Genomic DNA, 19,849 nt, shown 5'->3' on the forward strand with positions numbered 1-19,849 from the left:
CCGTACGAGTACGGTCCACGCGGCCTAAAGTTCACGCGGGCCAAAGGGGATATGCTGACCGACTGCCACCGATAGATTGAGAGCTTGAGACCGGGGCCGGCCCGCCCTCCGCTACCGGACCCGAAGCTCCACTACCTGCTCGAAACAGCTTTTGTGCTTTAAGCAATTGCTGCCTTCACATCCTGAATGACACGGTAGAGGCCCGCCATTGCGGTTAGCGCAGAGGCCTTGGTGCAGGACGCCCCTTCCCGTGCCACTTTGCCTGGGTGGATGAGGTTCCGCGCATCTTTCGACTGATGTGCAATCGCAGCCGTGGCTTCCGACACGACCTTGTGCTTGGCGGCAAGGTCGATCATATCAGTTAGCGCGAGGTCATCCAGGGAACCTTTTGCTCTGTGCGTCCTTTTGCTTCAGAGCCCACAGCAGAACTCCTTCCATCGAGGCTCCAGCGAAAGTCGTGGCTGACAGCCAGTCCCGCGTTTGGTACCCATTCCAAGCCGTCGCAATTTGCGACTGAATGCCTTCGCGAAGACCGACGTCCTTCATGAACGGCAACTCAGGCTCGGGAGGCTAGAGATTATCCTGGCATTGCGCCAAGAGCCTTCGGATCCGCTCTACCGAGTCCTTGCCGTTCACAGCGTGCGCCGGCGCGATGCCCCCGGGGACCCACCGCCTGGTCGCCGCTGACAGCACCTCCTTGCATTGAATCAACTCGACAAACTCGCTGAACGGCTGATTGATAAGGCTGAACGGCTGATTGATAAGTTCGTCGGGCACATGATCGAGCAACGTCAGGATGCTACTGACCTTCCCGATCAAATGATGACCAATTCGCCGTTCATCGAGATCGGTTGTCTTGGCGCCAATCAGGTTTTCAATGGCTTGAACGGCTTGGCTGGGAAAGACACGCACCATCGGCTCTCCTAAAAACCGCAAAAGGCTAGCGACATCGTGCTTCTCCGTACCCTATATTGACCGAATCAAGTCAAGAGCACCTGCCAACGATGAGCGAACCTTGCAGTTGTACCGTTCAGGTAGACCAAGATGCCGCTGCTCAACCATCGTTCGAAGAGGTTCTTCCGTTAGGAAGACGTCGCAATAAGCGATCGCGGCCGCGGCATGATTGAAGTCGAGAAGATCATGTGCGTCGATCTTCCGTTGTTTGTCCCAACGCAGGGAAGCATGTAGCGACACCAAAATGTGAAGCGAGCGTAACGTGTCACGCGCGACTTCCTTCTCGAGCGCAAGCGCGACAAGGTGAACGGCCTTGTTCTGTGTAGCGTCGTCTACGATGAATTGGACACCAGCGGGGACGGTGCCGCTACGCGTGACTATTTGCTCGAAGATATCTGAGATTACAGTTGCGAAGAGACTTGCGACTCCCGCTGCCTCCGCGTGATAAGCTTGCTTGAAGGACCTGATCTTGTGGGCATGCGCGACGTTCTCACGGTTGAGGTTAGATGCGATCACCTTAAGATCGGCTTCATCGGGAACAGCATGGTTCGCAACCTGATCGACGATGTCGGTGAGCGAAGCGCCCCACATTTCGTCAAACACGCCTTTCTGCAGGGCCAGCATCATCTCCGGGCTTAACAAGTCGGTTTGAGGGTGAAGATAGCCCAAGGCGTAGGAGACCCTGCACCAAACTAGCTGGTCCAGCTCGTAGATATCGAAACCGCTTTTTTCGTGGAACAGATGGCCGATCTCAGTTGCCATTCGCATGTTCTGTTCAATGAGGCATAGACCTAGGCTTAGTTGGTCCATCAGCGCGGCGGTGGCACGGCGCGTGGTGAGATCGGTGGCGAAACAGCTCAATGAAGGCGCTTTCACTCAATGGACAAATCCAGGCACCCGACTCGACGCCGTTCACCAATGCCGCAAGCAAGTCGAGGCCCATCTGCGGTCCCTCGCCTGCGGCGGCTCTGCGAAGCATCACCCAAAAGTTGGTATCGAGATAGATTTTGAGGCGATGTCGATGTCGCTCGGCCAGTGAGAGCATTTGTCTCTTGGCATGTGCTTCGAGGGTAACATCAGGATTAGCAAGGTGATAGGAGAGGGCTTCCCCACGGTCGAACCTACCCTCCTCATTGCTCGAAGTTGTCATCACAACTCCCACATCTTGGCTGGAACTTCCCTCGGGCCCGTTAAACGGACGGCATAGTAGCAGGCATCAGCGGCGTCCTGATGCCGACCGATCGGGCGACAATGCGCGTCGCCGGCAAACCCGACGCGCCGCAACTTCGCTTTAGGGAACGAAGTCTTACGGAGCAAGATAGCTGCGATATTCCGCTTCAAACATCTGAGCACGGACGAAGCCGAGCACATCATCTGGCACGCGACCACTGGCGAGGCCGCGCTTATAGGCGAGGCCTGCCACATCCGCCGCTATACGGCACGAGACCTCGCGGATGCGCGGCAATGCTGGGTACAGACTGCCTTGCGCAAGATCCGCTTCGGTAACGAGACTCGACAAGGTCCGCGCTGCCACCATGAACATCTCGTCGGTGACCCGGCTGGCGCCCGAGGCAATCACACCGAGGCCGACTCCTGGGAAAATATAGGAGTTGTTGCCCTGGCGGGGCACGAAGCTGACGCCACCGAACGTTACTGGCGCATAGGGACTACCGCAGGCGAAGAGCGCCCGGCCGTCGGTGTGACGATAGGCTTCCTCGGCACTGCATTCCGCCTGCGACGTTGGGTTGGATAGTGCGAAGATGATCGGCCGAGCATTGAGCTCCGCCATGGTGCGCAGCACCTCCGACGTGAAGGTACCGCCCACCGCCGAGACCCCGATGATACCGGTTGGTCGGAGCTCTTTGATTGCAGCGAGAAAGTCAGTCACCGGCGGATGCTCATGGGCGTAGCCCAGCTTATGCTCGGCGAGATCTTTGCGTGCCTTGACCACGAGGCCCTTGGAATCGACCAACCAGATCCCTCTGCGCGCCTCGTCCTCCGAAATGCCCTCCGCCACCATGGCTGCCACCACAAGGTCGGCAATGCCCGTCGCCGCTTCACCCGCGCCAAGAAACAAGAGCTTCTGCTCCGTCAGCCGCCCCCCGGTAACCCGCAGCGCCGAGAACAGGCCGGCGAGCGCTACCGACGCCGTTCCCTGGATGTCATCGTTGAAGACGCACGCGGTGTCCCGATATCGCTGCAGCAGCCGGAAGGCGCTGTGGTTGGCGAAATCCTCAAACTGGATCAGCACGTCGGGAAAAACCTGCTGCGCCGCTTGCATGAATTCGTCAACGATTGCGTCATAGTCGTCGCCGCGCAGCCTTGGTTGCCGCAGGCCGATATATTGAGGGTTCGTTAGGAGCTCGGCATTATTGGTGCCGACGTCCAACACAACCGGCAGGCACAGCGAGGGATGGATGCCGGCACAGGCGGACTAGAGCGAAAGCTTGCCCACCGGAATGCCCATACCGTTGGCACCGAGGTCGCCGAGGCCAAGGATGCGCTCGCCGTCGGTTACCACGATCAACCGCGTTGGGTGCGGCCAGTTGCGCATTAACTGTACGATCTGGCCGCGGTCATTAGTACTGATATAGAGGCCACGCGGACGCTGGAAGATATCGCCGAAGCGCTGGCAGGCCTCGCCGACCGTCGGCGTGTAGATCAGCGGCTGGATCTCGTCAATATTGTCACAGACTACGCGCAGAAACAGCGTCTCGTTTCGGTCCCGCAGCGCATTCAGAACAACGAACTTCTCTAGATTGTCCGGCAGGCGGCGCAGATGCTTCAAAATGCGATCTGCCTGCTCCTCCATGGTCGAGACGTGGGGCGGCAAGAGGCCGCGCAGGCCAAAAGAATCGCGCACGGCAAGTGAGAACGCGGTGCCCTTGTTGAGTAGCGGATGACGCAGCAGCGCGAGGCCGTGCGGCAGATCGACAGACTGGAGAACCGGCTTCTTTGGTGCAGGCAGGGTCATGGCGTACTCACGGCTTCGCCCGCCGGCACTTATCGCCAACGGGTCCTTGGTTGTCGTCCGGACAGCCTCCACGTCGCTCTCGCTTCAAGACAGGCGGGACGTCGTGTACTGCGTGCTGCCCGAATGGGGCCACCTAGGTTGACCGTCGGTGAACACAAATGACAAGCGTAAATTTTCCGGACGAACTGCTCGGTCGCCCTCGTGGACGGTTGACTAAGCCGACGCTAGGCGAGCCACGTATTCCCTGCCGGAATAGTAGTTGCTTGCGATGCCTGTGTCGGGGATCGCCATGGACTGCAATCGCACTATGCCCCAAGGAGTCGACGGTCATCGATTGGCGGGATTCGGAATACGACGAAAATCCGATAGGGGGTCGCTTGACCCGATACCCCTCACGTGCGGGATCATCGGCGGAAAATTATGAATTGTGCGTGATCGCATTGTTGGTGTGGTTCTTTGAGGAGCCGGCATCTCTCTACGCCTGCTCGTCTCGATCTCTCGAGGGAAATAACAAATGATCATTCGCGATCGCTCGTCTGTGGCGTGCCGTCCGAAGGTGTAGGCACCGCAACATCAACAAGGGACAACACTTCTATCTTCGGCACCGATCGGAGGGCGAACCCGATCGGCCGCGGATGCAGAGACGCATCCTCGAGATGACGGGCTCCTTTGAGATCGCCCGCAACGAAGCGAACCGATTAGTTGCGACCAAGGGTCGTTGGAATCTTGACACCGTTCGCATGCCGTGGGGCATGCGAAGTGCGACATGGGCCAATCAGTAAGGCCGCTGCGAAAAACCGCGCACTGCAACGAAGATTCTACTTGAACTTGTATTGCGGTTTTATAGCCTGCGACATTGGGACGTAACGCCGCGAACCATCCGCTCAGCGTGGAAGGTTGCTTTTGTCGCCGTGTCGACGATGCGAGGGGTGAATACGCGGCTTTCTGGCAGGGGCGATAGTCGGGGGACTTTCACGCATATTGTTGAGCAAGCGGTCCGTCGCGCTCGGGACTGTTTGTTCAATCCGATTCTGGAGATTGGGATCGGCTCCGCCGGCAAGCGGGTCGGCCATTAGCTGACCTGTGGCCGCAATAGAGGCGATGACCACCAGCGCCCCTATTGCGAGCAGTTCATGTTTTCGCGGTTTTACTTTCATTTCTTTTACCGGAGCTGATCATGCGCAGTTTTTTTAGATTGTCCGTCCTGATTGCAGCACTTTTCATTATGCACGCCCCCGCCGCTTTCGCGCAGGTAGATCCAAACCTTCAAGTCCGCATCGAGAATCTGACTCCGCCCAAAGACCGAAAGCCAGATCTTCCCCAAACCGAAGTCGTGACTCACACAAGGGTCCAGACCTATACGACCACTGAAACCGTTCAGATATCTCTCGAGGAACAACGTCGGCGCCTGAATAAGATACTCGCCAAGAAGGGACAAAGACAACTGCTCCCGATGAGCACCGAGTCGTTCAAGGCGGCCCTTCAGCAATACGGTATCAAGGATCACGAGACCCGTAAGGTTCAGAAAAGGAAGGTGATCACCGAACACGTCGTAACGACGAAGCCGCGAGAAACCACAGTCACAGCATCCGCTTCAACGCAATCGGTCTTCGACAACAACGCGGCTAAGACGCCAATTCACGTCGGCGATACGGTATTTGGTTCAACGGGGCTTCTTACGGTCAATATTCCTGTCGGTATTGCCGATAGCTTCATCCTGCAGACCGGGGTGAGCGACCAACGCTACGCCTGCCTGTTCACCAAGGACGTCGACATCCTCGTGAACAGCGCGACTTACAACCAGGTCCTCAACTTGGTCGTGCTGGGTAAGACGAGCGGGACGACTACGTCTGACGTAATGAGCTACTCGGTTGCGTCAAGCACCGTCTACGGTGCGGGATTCAGTCCGTATCAGGTAGAGCTCTTCACGCCTTCAATCGCGTGGGCTCGCAACAATCAAGATCTTGCGGGGATGGTCTGTGGTCCGAAAGGCCAGGAAGCATTTTGCGTCGCCGGCACGTTCGTTGCGGAGGGCGAGTTTACCTTCTCGGATATTGCAAGCCAACAAAACTTCTCCTCCAGGTTATCTGGAAGCGTGACTTGGCAAACGCCTGTGTCCGGCCTGACGGCGTCCGCTGGTGGCTATGTCCAAGGACGGCATTTCACCGAGTTTCCCGGTGGTCGTGACGATCTGATCTTACAAGCATCGGCTCGAGCAGATTGGAGGCCAGTTAGCAATGTTCAACTCAGCGGTGTCCTGCAGGTCACTCAGCAGTTCTCGACCGTGAAGGCGCTGGAATGGAATGGATTTGCTGCGTATCCTTACGTACAGCTTAAGGTCACATTTTGATATGGCAGAGGTTGTGTACCTCACGGGGGCTCCTGCGTCAGGGAAAAGCTCTTTGACTAAAGCCCTGAAAGCAAACCTCCCAGAGCTCGAGGTGTTCGAGTTCGATGAGCGATTGACTGCTCGCCTTTCAGGGGCCGGGCAAATCCGCAGCCAATCTGACCTTCGAGCGCAATCAGCGAGGCGACAACCTTGGATGACGTGCGCGCCGTTGATCAGGAACTAATCGACTTTGTACGTACCCACAGAGCTTCCCGCCCCGTCATCATCGACAGCCACGCCGTAACCAAGGAGAGCTACGGATACCGCGTGACGCCATACGGCTTGAAACAATTCGAGGAGCTAGGCCCCACACGGCAACAATAACTAATCAACTAAAAGGCGAGTTCGTAACATTCCTCGCAACCTGGAAGCAGACAATGAGAAACTCATCGAGTAGTGAGGCGTGATTCACACCTACCCTTCGTTCTTGGTATGTCGCACACGCGGCAATTGTGGATTTCACAAACTCGGAGCTTGGCATTCGGGCTCGACTCAAACAGCCTCACGACCCTCGTAAGGCCTCTCTGGGATTACTGGAGATTGCCGCCATCGGCACCCTTCTGTGATTCAGCCAGAAAGGGCGGAAGGCCGACCAGCCGCACCCGCGTAATCCGGGGTGGCCAGCGGGCTGTATGACCCGCTCAACAGACGGAGACCACCGTGGGTAACAGCCATGGCAAGAGTCCGAAAATCGTGTTTGTGCCGGCGTATGCGCGTTGGGTCGACGGGTATCGTCGGACCGTGAGCGGATACGCTCGCGGCATGTCGCCTCCCCTGAGCCTCCGCTATTCGCCTGATCAACTCGATTTCGGCTTCTGAACGACGGACAGCATCCCGGTTATCCGCCGATGGCGGCAATTCTTCCTGGCCGCGTGGAGCTTCGGCCACGTTCTTCAGCGTTGCGTTGAGTCCTCGCAATCGTCGGCCCACTTCGTGGGCCGCCTCTCGAAGCTTGTCGATTTAGGACTTTGCTTTTGCCATGGTTAAACCGCATCTCGAGAACATCGACCCGCTACAAATATATATGCATGCTCTCGGCTTCCACGCCGCGGAAGACGCACTTGGTCACCTTACTCTCGGCCCCAACACTCAGTTGGCCGGTCAGGTGGCTCAGCCTTGCATGGTGGTTTCCGCACTTACGTCAGAACTGTTCTTTAAGTGTCTGGTGTGCATCGAGACGTCGCGAACACCCAAGGGCCATCACCTGTTCGAACTTTTTGGACTGCTTGCACCCGAAACCCGCAGCAAGATCGTTCACCTATGGGACGCCCACGTCGTCCCTCATCGAAAGGCAATGTGGGACACGATCGATCAACACCATCAGGAGGCAAAGATTAGCCGCGACCTGCCGGGCGCTCTCCTCGCATCGAGCCGGGCCTTCGAGACAATCAGGTACAACTACGAACCCGATAATCAAGCGAGCGAATTCAATATTGGAGACCTACCGAGGGTATTGCGACGTGTCGTTCTTCAAATGAAGCCTGAGTGGGCGAATCTCGGTCGAGGCATAAAGCCAGTTCCTGGATTCCGGCACGGTCAAAAATGACTCGGAGCCGCTGACCTCCTATCGAATCTGTTATCGTGACCCAGATGTGGCCTCTGGCTGACGTACTTCCGTTTCCCGTCGGTGTCGGCGCGGCAATCAGCGTCGAAACCTAGGCGTCCAGCTTTCGATCAACTCAGTTTCTTCGTCATCGTACTCAGATTCTTTTTCAGCGCTTAGCCCATCACAGGTCAAGACAGTGAGTGTCCGACCATACTGGCCAAGCCCGATGACGTCTTCATGCACACGATAAATGCGCTCGCCACCCATCCAGTCATTTAAGCGTCCATCACCGCTATCTCGCTCACCTACACGTACATTCTCCGGCCGATCATTGAATGCCGCGGTCAGCGTTCCATCGGGAACGGGGCTGCCTTTTTTGATCCAACTAATGCCCTTTGCTTCCTTCAGACCTTCCGACATGAAGCAGTATTCAACGTTGAGCCCCGAACTCAAGATAACGGCAATCCCGTCACGAGTTAGGTTCGCATATCGGATCGACGTCGCCGTCAGCGAGGTATCACACGCTTTCCTGAGCGCTTCGATGCAGGCCAGGCCCGCGACATGTCGATTCATCTCTTTCTTGAAAGGCATCTCAGGCATAAGCAATGCTGCAGCAAAGAAGTCGGCCTCCTGCTCGAATGGATCCGACGAGCGAAATCCTGCTTGCGAGTAATGAACGCCACTCGATAGTAGCGCATCGGAATGTCCGTCAATGCAGTAGTGGCCCAGCTCATGGGCAATTGAAAAATTTTGGAAGCCCTTGTTCGGAATTTTGGTGGCGTACATAATTCCGAATTGATCTGCGGCCTTCACCAGCATGCCGGACACGCCATCAACGGTGTCGGGCTTTGCTTTAACAACAATATCCTTGCTAGCTGCGATCGCCGCAGGATCAACGCGCAGTGCGTCGATTTTCAGCTCACGCAGAACCAGGCTGGCCGTTCCTTCAGCCAATGACTTTCGCGCGAGCCGCGGTTTCATAATCACTTCTCTTCCTTTTTCTGAGCATCGCGCTTGAGCAACATGTCCACGAATTGCTCGGTGAGCTTCAAGTCATCAGAACTGAGTTTGTGCTGATCACGATGGAGCCGGCCGACGGCGCCTGATGCATCAGGCACGTCGGAGCGCCCCAAGAGGTAGTCCGTCGTAACGCTCAAGGCGCTGGCCAAGCGCTTCAGGTTGTCGAACGACGGCTTTCTGGATCCAGACTCAAAGTGAGACACCGAGCTTGGCGGCAGACCGGCATCGGTCGCCAGTTGAGTCTGACTAAGGCCCCGCAGATCACGGGCAGACTTAAGCCTTTCTTGAAATATATCAGTAGCTTGTTTTGGATTCATGGCGCTTTCGACATAGTACTGTTGACGTATTCGCCAATCAGAGTATCATGGCGCTACCGTCAACTATGACATGGCGGACTCGCACAACGCAAGGATGACCGAAAAGCCCCTCCGCATGAAGAAAGACCACGATTGCAATGAAGGCCTCGACGATCGCTGCCGCGACCTCGATGGCGAAATCCGCCGGAAGCGCGGCGACACCCTCATCGGCACTCTCCGTAAGACGTACGGCGCTGACTTCGCCCCGGGCGTTCGGAGCGACATGAGGCTCGATACCCTGCGCGATCGCATGGGCGGCGCTTCCCTGTCCAAGATCGTCAAGGGAAAGTAGGCCAATGGACTACCGTATTGATTGCGTGAACAAGCCCCACCGCAATAGCCCTCACGAACACATCACTCACGTCGGCGGCCCGAACCCGAATGGTGTCGGGCGGTGGAGGGACACTTCAGCCAACGTCATTCGCTTCATTGAGACGAACCAGCACCGCTTCTATACGCACGAGGGAAATGCGAGCGCCTGGGTTCGCGTGCGTATCAGCGCCGCGGGCAACAAATTCCTTCAGACCTATGCCGACGGCATCTGGAAGGACAACCTCCTCGCGCTCAACGAGTGCTCGGCATGACTAGGAAGGAGCAACAACGATGTTGAAAATTACAGGCCTCGACAAGCTGAAGAAGGAGCTTGATGACGCGCAAAAGGCCTTCAAAGCGCTAGATGGCCAGGTTGCGACGGTGGGCTTCGATCCGGAGAAACCTGAAAGCGTTCGGGCGGCAATCAAGACGATGGAAAACGCCATCGATAGTAAGGTTCGTCCGTATCGCGATAACGCGCTTGTTGTGAACATCGTCCCACAACTTAAGGAGAAATATCGCAAGGCAATTCTCGAGCGCGCCCGTAACGCGCAGCGGGCAAAAGCAACGACAGGAAAGTAGACGAAATGGCTAAATGGGCAGACTACGTCATCACGGCAGTCAGATTTAACGACAAGCATACCCACATCGACAGGGTAAGGGCCTGGAAAGATAACGGCGAGTCACTGGAGACAGTTCAGGAATTCACACGTCAGACAATCGTAAAGGCTATCAATGATGATGGCATCACTTTCGTTACCGCCTTCAAGATAACCGACGGGAAATGGAGGAAAGGGGAGGATGTGTTCGTCATCCACATCCACAACGTGGCCTACATAAAAACGAAGAGAGACAATACTACCAGGGACAATTTGGACAATCTGCCCGAGTTCTAGGGTCTTTAGTAGATAGCTAATGCCATAGTCTCTCCGCGCTCCGCCATGCGATTTGGGCTTTCGCTCAAGCTACCAAGCCGCCCATGGTTTCAAGTTTTGTTTTTCTTACAGCTCATTCCCGGTAGGCCGCTCCCACGAGAAGGAGTGCCTCGGCGCGCGTGTCCGTCACGCGAGACGGCAGAAGCATCGAATAGAGAGATACGCCGCGCTCACTGCGCCAGCTGGCTGAGGACGTGCTGAGCGGCTCAATCAAGAAATGAGGAAGGGTCGCCTGACCGTCAAAAATGCGGCGGCCAAACCATCCCGCGACGCCTTGTACTTTCGTAGCCGGTCATCTCGCGATGTCGCTGTTGAAGAATCCGGCAGACACCGTAAAGTCGTGTCGGGGGATTGCAGATGCGTCTGATTGTACTGCTTTGGCTGCTTGCCGCCGTGCCGGCTTGGGCATCGGAAGTGATTGGAGTTCCGCGGATAGTCGATGCGGACACTGTCTATATCGGACAAGCAAAGATTAGACTTCAGGGCGTCGACGCGCCCGAGATGGACCAAACCTGTCTGAACGCCGCTGGGAAATCGTGGACGTGCGGAATCGCCGCTCGCGCCGCGCTCGAAAGCCACTCCAACGGACGGTCGTGGCTCTGCCGAACGTCGGGGACCGACCGATACAGACGAGATCTCGGAACCTGCTATATCGGCGAAGAAGACGTAAACGGTTGGCTGGTCCGCGAAGGATGGGCTCTCGCCTTCAGGCGCTACTCTACGGTCTACCTGCCTGACGAGGAACGCGCACAAGCCTCCCAGAAGGGCCTATGGCAAGGGGCATTCATAGCGCCCTGGCAGTGGCGCCATCGGAGCATATCTACAGTTATTCTGGGCGCCGTCGCGGTGCCCACCGACGCCCAGAAGTCTATGATAAGCAGATCCGTAACCGCCGGCGATCCGCCCGCCCCAAATTGCGCGATCAAAGGCAACTTGCGCGCTACCCCCACGTGCATCTATCACCTGCCCGGCGGCCAGTTCTACGACCGCTTGTCCATGACGGATTCTCGCACGAGGCGATGGTTCTGCTCCGAAGCAGAGGCTGTCGCAGCCGGCTGCCGCAGATCCAAGCTCTAGGCCCCCCATTGAAGACATGAACTCGACGACGAAACGCCCATCCGCGATCGCCCGGCTACGCGCCTTGCTCGGCCAGGCGCCGCACGACTATAGGCCCGCCACCCAGGTATTCCTCGATCTGGACGTCCAATCTAACGCACGCCAGATGGGATTGACGGACCGCGGTTCGGAACGGGGAGCGGAAAACCGACCGCAATCGAGCGCTGAGACACTCGACGACATTGAACACCAGGTCGTCGAGCGGATCGAATCGCATAAGCAAGATGCGCATGGGCTCTATCTTGAGCACCTGCGTACCTATGATCAGCGTGTTGCGGCGCTCAACTTCGAAGAGCGCTTCACGGTCATCCAACAAGCAGCCCCTGAAGCTGTCGGCGACTTCGCGGCCGAAGCGTCCCTCGGCCGCGACGAATTGTTTGCCTTGCGCAGGCGGCTCCACGAGAGCGAAGCGGAGCGGGAAGGATTCCGCTCAAAGCACCGAATTACTCGCCCAGCTCGGCTTGTGACCTTCGGGTCCGGCCTCCTAAAGGCGGGAGTTCTAGCGGTTCTGTTCATCCTGGAGACTGCAATCAATGGGGGCTTTCTCGCGAAGGCGAGCGAGCAAGGCATATTAGGAGGCATTGTTCAGGCCATCGTTTTCGCTGCATTCAACATTCTGGTAAGCTTCCTCTGGGGCCTTGTCCCCGTTCGATTGATCAATCGTCGTAGTACCATCCTCAAGATCGTCGGAGCTCTAAGCTTCGTCATCTACCTGATTTTCGCGTTCGCGCTCAATCTCACGCTAGCTCACCTGCGCGAGGTGACGCCGACGCTCGGAATAGACCCCGGACAAGAGGCGCTAAAACACCTTCTCACCACGCCATTCCACCTAACCGATGTGATGTCGTGGCTCTTGTTTGGTGTCGGCTTCATGTTCTCCTTGATCGCGATGGTCGATGGATTGACCTTCTTCGATCCCTACGTCGGATATGCTGGCCTGGAGCGGCGCTGGAACGACGCGAGCCTGAAGTTCACGAATACGAAGGCGGAACTGATCGAGCGATTGCGTAGCATCCGCGATGATGCATCAGAGGCGATGAACGACGCGGCCAGAGATCTGACAGTCCGACGCTCGGAGCTCGATGCCTTATTGCAAGCGCGGAGCCGCCTCGCCCAACGATTTGTCGAGCACCAAGCTCAGATCGAGCGCGCCTGCAACGCCCTTTTACAGACGTATCGGGAAGCCAATCGGCGCGCGCGATCGACGGATGCTCCGGCCTACTTCGATCGCCCCTACAAGCTGGACCGCATCGTCCCCGCCCCGGTCGAACCGGACCTTGACCACAAGGAAGATCTACGCCGCTCCATCGTGCAGGCGCAAGAAACCCTCAGGGCACAAACGCAGGCGATCAACAACGCCTTCGACACGGAAGTCAGATCGTACAAGGAAATAGACCAATTCTTCCCGGAGGCCGCGAATGGCAAGGCTTCCACCTAGAAGGAGAGGCGCACAGGGACTGAGCGGGTCCGCCATCGGCGGAATTGCGCTCCTTGTTGGAGCCGCGCTCGCGGGAGCCGCATTGGCTTTCTTCTACTTCTCTCTACCGTCGAAACCAACGATCGATGCGCGGAGCTTGTGTCCCGTCGACGGCCCCCAGGGCGTGACAGTAGTGCTCGTCGACACTTCCGATGACCTCCCTGCTGCGGGTGTTCGTGAGGTCGACGGCATCCTAGATGACCTCATCACGAGCCTTCCGGCATACCATCGGTTGGATATCCGTGTGCTCGACATCCAAGGCAATCGGAGCCGATCTCTATTTGCCAAGTGCAATCCGGGCGACGGCATCGGACTCAGCGAGTGGACCGACAATCCGCGGCTGGCGCGGATGCGTTGGATCGAAAGCTTCCGGAAGCCGGCTCACGAAGCGGTGAAATCGAGCCTCGCCTCAGCCAAGGCCAACAGTTCGCCAATCATGGCCGCAATCCAAGATATCGCGCTTGACCAGTTTTCGAGCGAACACAGCAGATCGATCAAGAAGACCCTCGTTGTGATATCCGACATGATTGAGCACACCCGCGACTACAGCCAGTACCGAAATCCCGATTTGAGCTTTGCTCGGTTCAAGCAGTCCCCTGCCTACTTGAAGTACCGGACGGACCTCCATCAGGCTCTGGTGACGATTAACTATGTGACGAGACCGGCCGTCATGCCAGACACAACGCGTCATGCCGCCTTCTGGGAGGCGTGGGTGAAGGACAACTCCGGTGTCTTCGTTGCCATTCACAGGCTTCAGGGAACTTGAGATGACGGCAGCTTCCGAAACGAAGTCACGATTGCCGGCGGGTCTGTCGAGCAGCTTGCTCTTCTTCGCTGTCGTGCTCCTAGGTTGTGGATACATCGTTGGGGCAAAGATCGTCGGCGTGAGCGCCGCGCTCGTCACCTCAGTGCCCGTCCTAATCATGCTTCTGTACGCGATCGCCCTCGGAGTCGCGCGGCTTCTGAGGCTTCGTGACGATCAGACCGGCGACAATCTCTACTACATGGGCTTCCTGTTCACGCTCACGAGCCTCGCAGTCTCGCTCTATCAGTTCTCCACAAACGGATCCGCGGAGCAAATTGTCCAGAACTTCGGCATCGCAATCGCCTCGACCATCGCGGGAATCGCCCTCCGCATCTTTTTCAATCAGATGCGACGAGACCCGGTCGAAGTCGAGGCGACCGCGCGAATGGAATTGGCCGACGCTTCGCGCAGGGTTAAGCGCGAGCTCGATAGCACCGTCCTCGAGTTCGGCTACTTCAGGCGGATGACGCAGCAGTCTCTCTCGGACGCTTTGGATGAGATGAAGGGTCTCCTCGGCGAGGCGCGTCAGAACGTAGCCGGGGAACTCAAACAGTTTGCGGACGATGCAAGCAAACCGATCGAGGAAGCCTCGAAGAAGTCAGGCGAGTCGATCGAATTCTTGAATAATCGGATCACTCAATCGCTGGACGCAGCATCTCAAAGGTTGACCAGTAATGCAGACCAGTTGGCGGCAAGCACCCGTTCGGTAATCCGAGCCATCGAAGCATTGGCCACGAAGCTCGACTCAATGCAAACGCCTGAGCACGTCATCGAAGTCAAGCTTTCGCCGGCAATTCAAGGCCTGTCGCGAGTGGTGAACACGTTTACAAAAGGAGCCGAGGATCACGCAAAAGCCGTCGAAGCGAATTTGATGCGGACGCAAGAGATATCGGCAGCCACCGCAAAGCTGATCGAGGAGATCCGGGCCTCGGAGAACGAACGTCGGCAGTCTGCCGCTCCCACAACCGGTCCCTGGGGCGTCCCCGGCGGGGAGATGACCAAATGAAGACGGCCACGGCGACCAACCGACGCTAGGTATCGAGCGATGGACGAGACAATCAATCGACAAAACTCCTCGTATCGCCAAGGCCTCGTGCTTGGCCTCACCATGGCCGAGATCATGCTCCTGCTTGTATTCTGCCTTCTCATCGCGATGGCGACGTTCCTCAAGCACGAGCAGACCAAGCTCGATGACGCGCGAAAGGAGTTGGAACGGGAACGAGCCGAGAGCAAACAAGGCCAGGCAATCGTTGATGCTCTGCGTCAAAATCCCGTCATGTACCAAAAGATCGTAAACGCGACCGGCGGCGATGCCGCGGCGATCGATGAGTTCTGGCGCGACCTTGTCGAAAGCAAGGCCGCAATGGCCGAAATCAAGAAGGAAGGCAGTTCGTTGAAGGAGCTGCGGGACAAAGCTACCGCCATGTCGACCTTGCTGGCGAATGGGGTCGATCTCGAGAAAGGCCTCCACGACGCCGAGATCGTATCAGCCATTAAGCGAGTCATGCCCGCCTCCGACAAGCTACCCCCGTCACCGCAGGAGATTGCGGACCTCATCGCCAAGGGGCTCGCTCCCGGGGCCGACCACTCCGGTCACCAGTGGCCTCCGATTATCACACTAAGCGAAGCCGGTGGCTTTATCTTCAAAACCGGAAGCGCCGAGCTTTCGGCACCCTTCCGGACAGCGCTTCTGACGACAACAGCGGACGCTATCTACCGAGACATCCAACAGTACGACGTGGATGTCATTGAGGTCGTCGGTCACACCGACGAACAAACCTTCGGTATCCGTACAATCGCTCCGCCCGCTCCAACAGTGGATCCATCCGCGCCGGCCGTTCCTATGCCGCCGGCGATACCGCAGAGACGATCAAACCTCGATCGATGGCTGCCTGCCGTCCTCCGAGACGGCGGCGACATCTCTCGCTCAACGCCGGTCGACAATGCGGGGCTCGGTCTCGCCAGAGCGGTCTCTGTTGTCAGCGTTCTGCGCCAATCGCCGCAGCTGGCGAACATGAAGATGATCCCTCTCTCGGGCGCCCAGCTCGTTAACACGGATGAGACCCTGGCGATCTCGAAGACGCCCGGCGGCGACGTTGCCCAGCGCAGACGAATTGAGATCCGGCTACGAAAATCCGTGCCGCACGAGGTCGTTCCATCGATATTATCGCCAACGACGACGGCAACCCCTGCCTCCCCGCCGACGACCCGCACGGTCAGACCCAGACCTGCTGCACCGATGCGCATCGAGCCGACGATGCCACGCGCCTCCGCCAGCGACTCTCCCCAACGAATGCAATAGCGTGATGGGCTCCACTGTAACAGGATGCAAACGAGCGAGCCCGAACCGAACGCCTCCCGGCAAATTGCGGCCAGGTGATGCTGCCGCCATCCTCTAAACTCATCCCTAGCTTGCCCGTTTCACGGTCGAAGGTTGCGGTCGCAAATTGGGCTGTAAATACATGATGTATCATCTGGACTGACTGGCTCTACCGCTCGACCGTGCCACGAAATGGCACGATCGAGCTTCGACGAAAGATTTCCGGAACGAACTTCGCAAACTGCGAAGGCGTTAGCCCGTAATGTCAGGAAATTACGCAAGAGCAAGGGCTGGTCCCAGGGTCAACTCGCCAGCAGGCTTGAAGTTGAACAGACGGCGGTCAGCTTGATCGAAAATTGCCGAGCCAACCCCACACTTGCGACCTTGGAAGCACTGGCAAGCAGTCTGGGTGTGCGCTTCGTGGAGCTCTTCGAGGCTCGCCCAGGGAAGTAGAACTCTTTCCGTCCTTGGCGAGAGGTTATCTTGCTGCTTCAACGCGCATTGGCGCGCATGAGATCTCCCCGATCTGAAGCTCTGCCTGAGATGCGCGCCATTTCGATGCAGCCTGCAGGGCGCTACGCACGACACATCCTGACACGCCGGCAAAATGCGACGAGCTTAGGCGTGGCTAGAGCAACGAGTTAGCAGGCCCCGTCAGCGACAATACACGCCCCTTGGTAGTATTGTGATGACAATACATTCTACAGGAGAATAGCAGTTATTCTCCGACGAGCGCTATTCCAAAAAGCGCCAATATGTAGGCTTCCGTCGGCGCGTTCAAACAGGGACGAGAATCGACACGGAGGAGGCCCGCCGTTGCCGCAAGAGACCCTAATCTTAGTAGATTCAGACGATCGCCCCGTAGGATCGGCCGAGAAGATGGCGGTACACGAGCGGGGCCTGCTACACCGCGCCTTCTCCATCTTTGTTTTTGATGATGCCGGACGCTTGATGTTACAACGTCGAGCCCCCGGGAAGTATCACTCTTCCGGACTTTGGACGAACACCTGCTGCGGTCATCCACGAGTGGGAGAGGATACACAAGCAGCGGCTCATCGCAGACTACGCGAAGAAATGGGCTTTGATTGCCGTTTGAGAGAAGTAACGACGATACTCCACCAAGGTCGAGTGTCGGACGATTTGATCGAACACGAGTACGACCACATCTTCGTGGGGCTGTACAACGGAGAACCCCTCCTCAACGCGGCCGAAGCAAGCGAGTGGATGTGGATCGGGTTGCCGGCGCTAAATGATCGCGTAAACTGTCATCCGGACGACTTCACGATCTGGTTCAAAATAATCCTGGAGAAATTCGGCTCAGCAGAGATCGAACGATGGCGCAGGACATTGCGAATTCGTCGCAACCGTTTGTTTCAAAATCCGGCTGTGTCCTACAATAATTTCCTATCTGATAAGTGGCGAACAATCTCAGCATCTCTAGGTGTTGACGGTCCACAGTCAGAAGCTGTCCTGACGCAATTGCTCGATGCCGTCGACTCGTGGGAAGACCGCCTGGTAGGCCAGCAGCCACCGTATCGCTCTTATGTGGCGGAGGACGGTTTTCCAGCCGAATTCTCTGTGAGCTGGCGCGATCGCGCACCGGAGATAAGAATCCTTTTCGAATCCCTCGGCTCGGACGCCACAGCGCATAGCGCGCAAGAGGCTGGCCGCCAATTGACCCGACGGTTGGCAAGTCAGCCAGGCGTTTCAATTGATAGATACCTGCTCGTCGAGGATTTGTTCGTTTCGTCTGCGCCCGCTGCCGGCCGTCCAACTATATGGCACTCGCTCGCTTGGCGGCCTGGCGCTCCTGCTTGTTTCAAGGTCTACTTGAACCCTCAGGTACATGGAAACGGTACCGAGGGAGATGTGGTGGCTCAGGCGATCGAGCGGCTTGGCCTCGAGAGCGCTTGGAGGGAGGTCGCGGGCAGTTATGCAGAACTACGTGAGCGTGGTCATGTTCTTGAGTTCTTTGCGCTAGATCTGACCACAGAGCAGCACGCCCGAGTGAAGTTGTATTTCCGGCACGCTCCGATGACATTCGCTGAGTTGAACCGAGTTGCGTCATTTGCTCGACATCACGACAGTCACAAAGCGGCTGAAGTCGCCCGCCTAATCTACGGCGACAAAATTTTGTCTGACGGCGGGCTGATCTCAAATGAGCCGATTACCTGTCTTGCGCTACGTCATGGCAGTACCCGCGCAGATGAGGCCAATGTCTATCTGCGGCTCTCGGCGACGGCGGATTCCGATGCAGAGGCAGCGAGACGCATAGGACACATTCTTGAAGCGGAAGGTGTTGATCCTCGTTCACATGCTCGATTGCTCTCCGCGCTATCGCCATTTGATACCGCGATCACTAGCGGCATTCAGGAGTTGGTGAGTTTCCGGACCACCGCAAGCACCAAGAGTGCGGATGCCGGAGTGTATTTTCGGTTCAACGTCTACGGCAGCGAATAGACCATGAAGCACAGTAACCGCGGCCGAGTAGCTCGGCCGCTTCATCACTCGCAGTCCGATGCAATTCGGGAGCGTCCGGAAATGCGGGTAACGGTGACCGGCGGGGCCGCTTAGGCGGAGACCTCAAGAGGCCCGCTAAACAGGCGCCTCCGTTCTTGGTCGCTCGGCCATCGATAAAAATCACGCAGCCATGGCCAACATTGCCACGAGGTTCAGGCACGCCAGGCAGTACGAGAAATCTCTTGAGGTGACCACCATACATGGCTGGCGGCAGCATGATCTCGCGGATGATCAGGTAATTGACGGAATGGATGTGGGGGCTGACATCGTTGCTTTTTGAAGGATGCCGTCGAAGAAAATCTTCAACAAGGCGATCAATCTCTCCGCGCTCCGGCTCTCGGATGGCTTCGGTTTTCACGAGTTCGAAGAGCCCGGCCTCCTGCGGGTACGTTTCAGGCTCAAGCACAGGTAAGGCCGAGACGACAGACTTCGCGTCGAGCACGCGAAAGCCGCCGGGGTGATACATGTAGATCTCCCGCTCGGCGTATGTCGCTGCATCCGGCCGCTCTTGTGTAGCGAATTCACCCGTGGGCAATTTCAGCATTTTGGGCTTGTTCTCGAATGCGATGAGATCAGGAGCGCGGCCAAAATAGAGCTGAACGTTATTTACGTTCGCCCATGGCGGTTGGATGACTGTGGGGCAGCGATCCAAGTCGGGAAATTTGGCCACGCCCTCAGGCAAACCTCGGGATGCCACCTCTCGCGTCCCTTTGCGCCTGGCGATGAAGGCGCTCTCGATCCGCTCGACTGCACCTCCGAAATCCCAGATCACAGGAGATTCCGAGTGCAGAAAGACCGTTAACGGATCTGATCCCGCTTCGACCTCAACGCGGACAATTGTGCTCGCTTCCTTTGGGTCGCCGAACTGCAGATTGCTAAGCGTATCTCCGTCCATCACTCCGGCAACAATGAAGCGAGAACCAGCGCCAACCGACGCGAATCTGCAATCAGCGATGTCCCGAGGGGGCGGGCCCCACATTCGTTCCTCGGTCCACCTTGGTTTCTCAGCGGCTTGCGTGGCAAAACTGGCGAGGGCGCACAGCAAGCCAGCCGTTATGCCGATCTTGTTCAAGATTACGCTTCCCCGCGCGTTGGAATGCATTTTTCGGACAAAGATGAGGAGTG

General features: G+C 57.3%; 20 protein-coding genes and 1 pseudogene. 14 read left to right on the plus strand and 7 right to left on the minus strand.

The features are described 5' to 3' along the window. Positions 1-158: 158 nt before the first annotated feature. The 3 genes from Q2M23_RS12015 to Q2M23_RS12025 all read right to left on the minus strand — a co-directional run bounded on the left by Q2M23_RS12015 (position 159) and on the right by Q2M23_RS12025 (position 1,716). The gene (locus Q2M23_RS12015) at positions 159-356 is read right to left on the minus strand and encodes a hypothetical protein (protein WP_316395708.1); all 198 of its coding nucleotides are present in this window, start codon (positions 354-356) and stop codon (positions 159-161) included. A 214-nt stretch (positions 357-570) separates the two neighbouring features. After that, complete coding sequence (locus Q2M23_RS12020; protein WP_316395709.1) at positions 571-915, minus strand: hypothetical protein; 345 nt, start codon at positions 913-915, stop codon at positions 571-573. Positions 916-966: 51 nt separating this feature from the next. Further along, positions 967-1,716, minus strand: a complete 750-nt coding sequence (locus tag Q2M23_RS12025; RefSeq protein WP_316395710.1) for a hypothetical protein — start codon at positions 1,714-1,716, stop codon at positions 967-969. An 82-nt stretch (positions 1,717-1,798) separates the two neighbouring features. Here Q2M23_RS12025 and Q2M23_RS12030 point away from each other — a divergent pair, with 82 nt between their 5' ends. Next, positions 1,799-1,993, plus strand: coding sequence for a hypothetical protein (locus tag Q2M23_RS12030; RefSeq protein ID WP_316395711.1), 195 nt, complete (start codon positions 1,799-1,801; stop codon positions 1,991-1,993). Between the two features lie 267 nt (positions 1,994-2,260). Here the strand turns inward: Q2M23_RS12030 and Q2M23_RS12035 are convergent. Beyond that, positions 2,261-3,928 (minus strand): annotated as a pseudogene (locus Q2M23_RS12035) (NAD-dependent malic enzyme). Positions 3,929-5,105: 1,177 nt separating this feature from the next. On the opposite strand from Q2M23_RS12035, the gene Q2M23_RS12040 reads away from it, so the two are divergent. After that, positions 5,106-6,278, plus strand: coding sequence for a hypothetical protein (locus Q2M23_RS12040; RefSeq protein WP_316395712.1), 1,173 nt, complete (start codon positions 5,106-5,108; stop codon positions 6,276-6,278). 1,018 nt (positions 6,279-7,296) lie between these two features. Beyond that, positions 7,297-7,863: a hypothetical protein gene (locus Q2M23_RS12045; RefSeq protein ID WP_316395714.1), complete on the plus strand. Its 567-nt coding sequence runs from the start codon at positions 7,297-7,299 to the stop codon at positions 7,861-7,863. 96 nt (positions 7,864-7,959) lie between these two features. Here Q2M23_RS12045 and Q2M23_RS12050 read toward each other — a convergent pair whose 3' ends face one another. Both Q2M23_RS12050 and Q2M23_RS12055 read right to left on the minus strand, forming a co-directional pair. Continuing rightward, positions 7,960-8,844, minus strand: a complete 885-nt coding sequence (locus Q2M23_RS12050; protein ID WP_069279569.1) for an ImmA/IrrE family metallo-endopeptidase — start codon at positions 8,842-8,844, stop codon at positions 7,960-7,962. A 2-nt stretch (positions 8,845-8,846) separates the two neighbouring features. Then, positions 8,847-9,200, minus strand: coding sequence for a helix-turn-helix domain-containing protein (locus tag Q2M23_RS12055; protein WP_069279570.1), 354 nt, complete (start codon positions 9,198-9,200; stop codon positions 8,847-8,849). Between the two features lie 94 nt (positions 9,201-9,294). Between Q2M23_RS12055 and Q2M23_RS12060 the strand changes: the two genes are divergently transcribed. The 11 genes from Q2M23_RS12060 to idi all read left to right on the plus strand — a co-directional run bounded on the left by Q2M23_RS12060 (position 9,295) and on the right by idi (position 18,664). After that, a complete protein-coding gene (locus Q2M23_RS12060) occupies positions 9,295-9,531 on the plus strand; it encodes a hypothetical protein (RefSeq protein ID WP_316395715.1) in 237 nt (78 codons plus the stop codon). A 4-nt stretch (positions 9,532-9,535) separates the two neighbouring features. Beyond that, positions 9,536-9,823 carry a DUF3892 domain-containing protein gene (locus Q2M23_RS12065; RefSeq protein WP_069279572.1) on the plus strand — a complete coding sequence of 96 codons (288 nt, stop codon included), beginning with the start codon at positions 9,536-9,538 and terminating at the stop codon, positions 9,821-9,823. Positions 9,824-9,842: 19 nt separating this feature from the next. Next, positions 9,843-10,133, plus strand: a complete 291-nt coding sequence (locus Q2M23_RS12070; RefSeq protein WP_069279573.1) for a hypothetical protein — start codon at positions 9,843-9,845, stop codon at positions 10,131-10,133. 5 nt (positions 10,134-10,138) lie between these two features. Then, positions 10,139-10,447 (plus strand): DUF3892 domain-containing protein, encoded by a 309-nt coding sequence (locus Q2M23_RS12075; protein ID WP_316395716.1) that lies wholly within the window; start codon positions 10,139-10,141, stop codon positions 10,445-10,447. Positions 10,448-10,843: 396 nt separating this feature from the next. Further along, the gene (locus tag Q2M23_RS12080) at positions 10,844-11,563 is read left to right on the plus strand and encodes a thermonuclease family protein (RefSeq protein ID WP_316395717.1); all 720 of its coding nucleotides are present in this window, start codon (positions 10,844-10,846) and stop codon (positions 11,561-11,563) included. A gap of 16 nt (positions 11,564-11,579) precedes the next feature. After that, positions 11,580-13,040 carry a magnesium transporter gene (locus tag Q2M23_RS12085; RefSeq protein ID WP_081334828.1) on the plus strand — a complete coding sequence of 487 codons (1,461 nt, stop codon included), beginning with the start codon at positions 11,580-11,582 and terminating at the stop codon, positions 13,038-13,040. 82 nt (positions 13,041-13,122) lie between these two features. Beyond that, positions 13,123-13,845, plus strand: a complete 723-nt coding sequence (locus Q2M23_RS12090; RefSeq protein WP_069279576.1) for a hypothetical protein — start codon at positions 13,123-13,125, stop codon at positions 13,843-13,845. 1 nt (position 13,846) lies between these two features. Continuing rightward, positions 13,847-14,890, plus strand: a complete 1,044-nt coding sequence (locus Q2M23_RS12095) for a hypothetical protein (RefSeq protein ID WP_316395719.1) — start codon at positions 13,847-13,849, stop codon at positions 14,888-14,890. Positions 14,891-14,929: 39 nt separating this feature from the next. Then, the gene (locus Q2M23_RS12100; RefSeq protein WP_069279578.1) at positions 14,930-16,186 is read left to right on the plus strand and encodes a hypothetical protein; all 1,257 of its coding nucleotides are present in this window, start codon (positions 14,930-14,932) and stop codon (positions 16,184-16,186) included. A 210-nt stretch (positions 16,187-16,396) separates the two neighbouring features. Then, positions 16,397-16,657 (plus strand): helix-turn-helix transcriptional regulator, encoded by a 261-nt coding sequence (locus tag Q2M23_RS12105; protein ID WP_081334827.1) that lies wholly within the window; start codon positions 16,397-16,399, stop codon positions 16,655-16,657. A 363-nt stretch (positions 16,658-17,020) separates the two neighbouring features. Then, entirely contained in the window at positions 17,021-18,664 is a 1,644-nt protein-coding gene (gene idi / locus Q2M23_RS12110; protein ID WP_316395721.1) for an isopentenyl-diphosphate Delta-isomerase, read from the plus strand. On the opposite strand, the gene Q2M23_RS12115 is transcribed toward idi, so the two are convergent. Continuing rightward, the gene (locus Q2M23_RS12115; RefSeq protein ID WP_316395723.1) at positions 18,642-19,796 is read right to left on the minus strand and encodes a hypothetical protein; all 1,155 of its coding nucleotides are present in this window, start codon (positions 19,794-19,796) and stop codon (positions 18,642-18,644) included. The genes idi and Q2M23_RS12115 overlap by 23 nt on opposite strands. Positions 19,797-19,849: the final 53 nt, after the last annotated feature.

It is taken from the genome of Bradyrhizobium sp. 33ap4, assembly GCF_032654765.1.
GTDB classification, from domain to species: Bacteria; Pseudomonadota; Alphaproteobacteria; order Rhizobiales; family Xanthobacteraceae; genus Bradyrhizobium; species Bradyrhizobium australafricanum.

Coding starts and splice junctions, on each gene's coding strand:
- Q2M23_RS12100 (WP_069279578.1), top strand. CDS start 14,930: ATGGACGAGACAATCAATCGACAAAACTCCTCGTATCGCCAAGGCCTC.
- Q2M23_RS12040 (WP_316395712.1), top strand. CDS start 5,106: ATGCGCAGTTTTTTTAGATTGTCCGTCCTGATTGCAGCACTTTTCATT.
- Q2M23_RS12095 (WP_316395719.1), top strand. CDS start 13,847: ATGACGGCAGCTTCCGAAACGAAGTCACGATTGCCGGCGGGTCTGTCG.
- Q2M23_RS12055 (WP_069279570.1), bottom strand. CDS start 9,200: ATGAATCCAAAACAAGCTACTGATATATTTCAAGAAAGGCTTAAGTCT.
- Q2M23_RS12070 (WP_069279573.1), top strand. CDS start 9,843: ATGTTGAAAATTACAGGCCTCGACAAGCTGAAGAAGGAGCTTGATGAC.
- Q2M23_RS12075 (WP_316395716.1), top strand. CDS start 10,139: ATGGCTAAATGGGCAGACTACGTCATCACGGCAGTCAGATTTAACGAC.
- Q2M23_RS12045 (WP_316395714.1), top strand. CDS start 7,297: ATGGTTAAACCGCATCTCGAGAACATCGACCCGCTACAAATATATATG.
- Q2M23_RS12085 (WP_081334828.1), top strand. CDS start 11,580: ATGAACTCGACGACGAAACGCCCATCCGCGATCGCCCGGCTACGCGCC.
- Q2M23_RS12105 (WP_081334827.1), top strand. CDS start 16,397: ATGGCACGATCGAGCTTCGACGAAAGATTTCCGGAACGAACTTCGCAA.
- Q2M23_RS12080 (WP_316395717.1), top strand. CDS start 10,844: ATGCGTCTGATTGTACTGCTTTGGCTGCTTGCCGCCGTGCCGGCTTGG.
- Q2M23_RS12050 (WP_069279569.1), bottom strand. CDS start 8,844: ATGAAACCGCGGCTCGCGCGAAAGTCATTGGCTGAAGGAACGGCCAGC.
- Q2M23_RS12020 (WP_316395709.1), bottom strand. CDS start 915: ATGGTGCGTGTCTTTCCCAGCCAAGCCGTTCAAGCCATTGAAAACCTG.
- Q2M23_RS12025 (WP_316395710.1), bottom strand. CDS start 1,716: ATGGCAACTGAGATCGGCCATCTGTTCCACGAAAAAAGCGGTTTCGAT.
- Q2M23_RS12065 (WP_069279572.1), top strand. CDS start 9,536: ATGGACTACCGTATTGATTGCGTGAACAAGCCCCACCGCAATAGCCCT.
- Q2M23_RS12060 (WP_316395715.1), top strand. CDS start 9,295: ATGACCGAAAAGCCCCTCCGCATGAAGAAAGACCACGATTGCAATGAA.
- Q2M23_RS12015 (WP_316395708.1), bottom strand. CDS start 356: ATGATCGACCTTGCCGCCAAGCACAAGGTCGTGTCGGAAGCCACGGCT.